Origin of the sequence: Methanobrevibacter sp., assembly GCF_017468685.1 — an archaeon.
Classification (GTDB): Archaea; Methanobacteriota; Methanobacteria; order Methanobacteriales; family Methanobacteriaceae; genus Methanocatella.
In genome coordinates, this window is the sequence record NZ_JAFUHT010000042.1 from 1 (window position 1) to 4,231 (window position 4,231).

Sequence of the window (4,231 nt, forward strand, 5' to 3'; positions counted from 1 at the left end):
ATAATAATAAAATTGTGATTCATACTCGTAATCCCTCAAAAATAATTTGACACTATTTTAATTAAAAATATAATTAATTAAAATAGTAAATTAAGGATAACCTATAAGAAATATTTATCATAAAATTAATTTAAATGTCCCTCATGTAATCCCTCAAAAAGTGGCGAAATCCCTCATTTTCTAATAATCTATTGATGCATAATAGACTTTCCTATTCTTAACAATGCGTTTAACCAAATTATTTTCAAGCAGTATTGTAAAATCTCTCTCAGCAGTAGCTCTTGATTTATCATATAATCTTTGATGATCATTATATGATAAAACCATATTGTCATTAGTGATTTTTGTTAAAATATCAATTTGACGTACATTTAATCCAAAATCTTTCAAGTTAACAATACTGTCAGTACCTGAAGATAATTCTTGCCTATCTTTTCGTTTAAACACTACCTTAAATGAATCATTACCTTCGCTGAATTGCGGTTCATCTAATCCGAATTTTAATCTTCAAATTGATTAAAATTAGGCCAATCAAGAGTCCAAAAATGACTACCATGAGTCCACAAATAATAACAATTGTGCAAAAAAATAGCTTATAAACAAACTGATATAAATAAACATGCTATTTGATGGAAGATAATGATAAAAATATCTTCCAAAGCCACCATCCTATGAATTTCCTGAGTGCTATTACACGGGTCCGATTCATCATGGTTCAGAGGTGTCAATCTGCAGATGTCTTAAATTGAAACATATAACTGAATATAGATTAAACTTCATCGTTCAATAGGAAATCTATGATATTCATATGTTTTATTCCGTCTTGAGACATGTTAAACTCATCATTTGAAATAACATACTTTGGATAATTGTCCTTGACTAGAAGCAGTGGTCTGAATTCCCTTTCGATTGTGTCTTCATGTATCAATTCACGGGTTACCTGAACATAGATTTTTTCACCTGTTTTCTTACAGACAAAATCGATTTCATAATCTTTAATACAACCGATAGTTATTTCATAACCTCTTCTTAAAAGTTCAAAATAGACAATATTTTCCATGATTCTACTGTTATTGACCTGATTTCGTCCAATTCGCACCTGGTTAAAGCCTTGATCCACACAATAATATTTTTCATTTATGGACAATATTTTTTTACCTTCCAAATCTTCCCTTTGAACTTTATAAAGCAGACAGGCACTTGTAAGATAATCCAAATAGTTATAAATTGTTTTTGGTGAAACTTTGATTTTTTCCTTTGTGCGCAAGTAATCTGAAATGCTTTTTGAAGAAACAATTTTTCCGGCATTATCCAATATGAAATCAACTATTCTTGTCAGCAAACCTGCATCCCTAATGTTATATCTCTCAATTATGTCTTTTAAAAATATAGAGTTGAAAATGTCATTCAGATATTCAATTTTATCAGTTTCATTTTCAAGAGAGAGTAAAAACGGAAATCCTCCATATACTAAATAATCAGCAAACGCATTTTTATTTGGAGGAATTTTCTTATAATCCAGATATTCTTTAAATGAAAAAGGATACATTTTAATTTCCATATATCTTCCTGCCAGATGAGTAGCGAGTTCTCCAGACAATAATTTTGAATTGGAACCGGTTAAATAAATATCACAATCATAATCTATTCTGAAGCTATTGATTGATCTTTCCCACCCGTCCACATTTTGGATTTCATCAAAAAACATGTAAATCTTACCGTCAATACCTTTTGTTAAGTCATCGACAAGCAAATCCAATTCACGAGGATTGGAAACATTTCTGTATTTTGCACTCTCAAAATTAATAAGAAGAATATTTTCTTTGTTTATACCTCTTTTAAGCAATTCTTCTATGATTAAATCGAACATATAAGATTTGCCACATCGTCTTACACCAACAATGACTTTAATTATGTCCTTGTCTATCAATGAGGAAATCCTATTTAAGTACAAATCTCTTTTTACCATAATCATATTTAGAAATTATTAATATATAAGTTTATGTTTTTTTAAAAATTAAAATTATAAATTTATATAAATATTTATTTTAAAATATAAAAATCATAGTAGTATAAGTTAATAAAATATAGTTCTGCAAAAATCGGTGAATATTTCACTTACAAAGATACGGAATATAAATTTTACATTAAAAAAGTTACCAGATAGTTGTCAATTTCATAACTCTTTGACTCATGATTTCCTCATGAACAGTCACTATCTAGGTTCTTTCTCCAATTCATCATCAGATATACCCATAACAGTACCAGTAACCATTTTTTTATAGATTTTCCTGATTTCACCTAAAAAAGAGTTATGAAATTACCATGGAGTTCTCAACTTCATAACCCTCCAACTCATGATTTCCTCATGAACAGTCCTCTTTCTAGGTTTTTTATCCAGTTCATCATCAGATATACCCATAACAGTACCAGTAACCAATTTTTTATATATTCTCATTGTTTCACCTTCTATTAAAAATATACTACATACATCTATTTAAAATTTATCATTCAAAGAAACAGACGTCGCGATATTTTCTTAAAACAGCTTTGATTCGTTTTTCACTTATAAAATGAACTTCCAGAAAAAATTTCATTGACAGATGTCAGCACAATTAACTTTAAAATTTCTGAATCAGACAACATGTTAACATAATTGCCTAATTTGATTTATTTAATCTTCAATTCATCACTAATTGAATCTGAAAGTGATTAATTTAGATGATTAAGTATTTAAATAATTTCAAAACAAACAAAACTATAAATATTTTTCATTTTAAATATAATGATTGTATATAACATGTGTATTATCGAGGTAGGATATGAAAAGGTGCATCAGATGCGGAAGCGAAAACAGGGATGAAAGCAAGTTTTGCCATGACTGCGGATTTAGACTTGAGGCAACAAAACCCGCTTTTAGAGAGAAAAGCAATATTTTTATGAGATTTAAAAATGCCAACAAAATCACAAAAATCATAATGATTTTTATTGCACTTTACATAGTCTTTTTAATCATCGGAATGATTCCTCATCTGTTTTTTGGAGTTCCCCTGAACCCCTACACAGAAGAGTCACAAACTCAGCATGCAACCGATTTTTATGCCATTGACATGGACGGTGATGGAGCATTGAGTTTTGATGAAGCCGACGGCTATGCACCTGACATTGACAATACTGATCTTTCAAAATTTTTTGACTTTGCAGATAAAAACGACAACGGCCTTTTAGTAGGCGGGGAATTTGACAGCTACATTCTCCAGATTGACAAACATTACAAGGATTTGGAAAAGCAGCAAAAAGCTCAAGAAGAAGTTTCTAAAGAAAAATCATCTTCAAATTCCATACCTAGTGTAGAAAACAATGGAAAATGCCCGTCCTGCGGAAGTGACGAATCATACATGTATGAATACTATGATGAATTCGGCCGCCCATACTATCAGTGCACAGTATGCGATTACATGACATATGATGAGGAAGAATTCTACTATTAAGAGAGATATCATGACAGATAAAATTTTATGCCCCAAATGCCGCAAGCCAAATGACATTCATAAGTTCTGCATCTACTGCGGAGAAAAACTGCTTGATGATGATGAAATCAGACTTAGGTTAGAAAATACTGATCCGTATTGTCTTAACTGCGGAAAAATAGTTAAAAAAGGCGATGAGATTTGTGAGTGCGGATATGAATTTGAGGATGTCAACTGTCCTGACTGCAACACTAAAAATCCATACACAAACAGATTCTGCACCAGCTGCGGAAAAAAACTGTGGACAAGCGACGTATATGATTACAAGTATCCTGAACGTTTATTTGAAGAGCATCTTTTCAATGTGTCTCTGCCCCATGAACTGCACAACACCTCATTATTTAAACGTGCCAAAAAAGGAATCGGAAAAAAGGACATGCCTAGTTCATCCAACAGTCTGGAGGGTCTGAAATCCGAGTCTGAAAAAACCGACAGGAATTTATCTGAAATATGCTCAAGATGGAAAATTGTATCACCCAATTACTGTATAAACTGCCTCGCCATAGTAAAGCCTGCTGAGTACAGATGTTCAAAATGCAAACCGCCTTATTCAGCTGACATGAAAAGAATCGAATCCATCCGCATCAAAGGCAGCTATGTCGAACCTAAATTCGATTCCGTTGAACTTAAATGGACACCAAAATACAGTCCTAATTATTTAGGCAGTTTAGCTCCTGCAATTGCAGAATCACAATTTGAAT

4 protein-coding genes and 1 pseudogene are annotated in these 4,231 nt (G+C 31.6%); 2 read left to right on the plus strand and 3 right to left on the minus strand.

Annotated elements, in window-relative coordinates:
* Nucleotides 1–180: 180 nt before the first annotated feature.
* From IJ258_RS05925 to IJ258_RS05935, 3 genes are all read right to left on the minus strand, one after another.
* Entirely contained in the window at nucleotides 181–447 is a 267-nt protein-coding gene (locus tag IJ258_RS05925; RefSeq protein ID WP_292804343.1) for a hypothetical protein, read from the minus strand.
* 322 nt (nucleotides 448–769) lie between these two features.
* Nucleotides 770–1,969: an ATP-binding protein gene (locus IJ258_RS05930; protein WP_292804346.1), complete on the minus strand. Its 1,200-nt coding sequence runs from the start codon at nucleotides 1,967–1,969 to the stop codon at nucleotides 770–772.
* A gap of 351 nt (nucleotides 1,970–2,320) precedes the next feature.
* Nucleotides 2,321–2,458: a hypothetical protein gene (locus tag IJ258_RS05935; protein WP_292804349.1), complete on the minus strand. Its 138-nt coding sequence runs from the start codon at nucleotides 2,456–2,458 to the stop codon at nucleotides 2,321–2,323.
* Between the two features lie 364 nt (nucleotides 2,459–2,822).
* On the opposite strand from IJ258_RS05935, the gene IJ258_RS05940 reads away from it, so the two are divergent.
* Complete coding sequence (locus IJ258_RS05940) at nucleotides 2,823–3,491, plus strand: zinc ribbon domain-containing protein (RefSeq protein WP_292804352.1); 669 nt, start codon at nucleotides 2,823–2,825, stop codon at nucleotides 3,489–3,491.
* 10 nt (nucleotides 3,492–3,501) lie between these two features.
* Nucleotides 3,502–4,231: pseudogene (locus tag IJ258_RS05945) on the plus strand (hypothetical protein); the annotation flags it as partial.

Bases quoted from the DNA above. Each gene is read 5' to 3' on its own strand.
- IJ258_RS05930 (WP_292804346.1), bottom strand. From the start codon at position 1,969: ATGGTAAAAAGAGATTTGTACTTAAATAGGATTTCCTCATTGATAGAC.
- IJ258_RS05940 (WP_292804352.1), top strand. From the start codon at position 2,823: ATGAAAAGGTGCATCAGATGCGGAAGCGAAAACAGGGATGAAAGCAAG.
- IJ258_RS05935 (WP_292804349.1), bottom strand. From the start codon at position 2,458: ATGAGAATATATAAAAAATTGGTTACTGGTACTGTTATGGGTATATCT.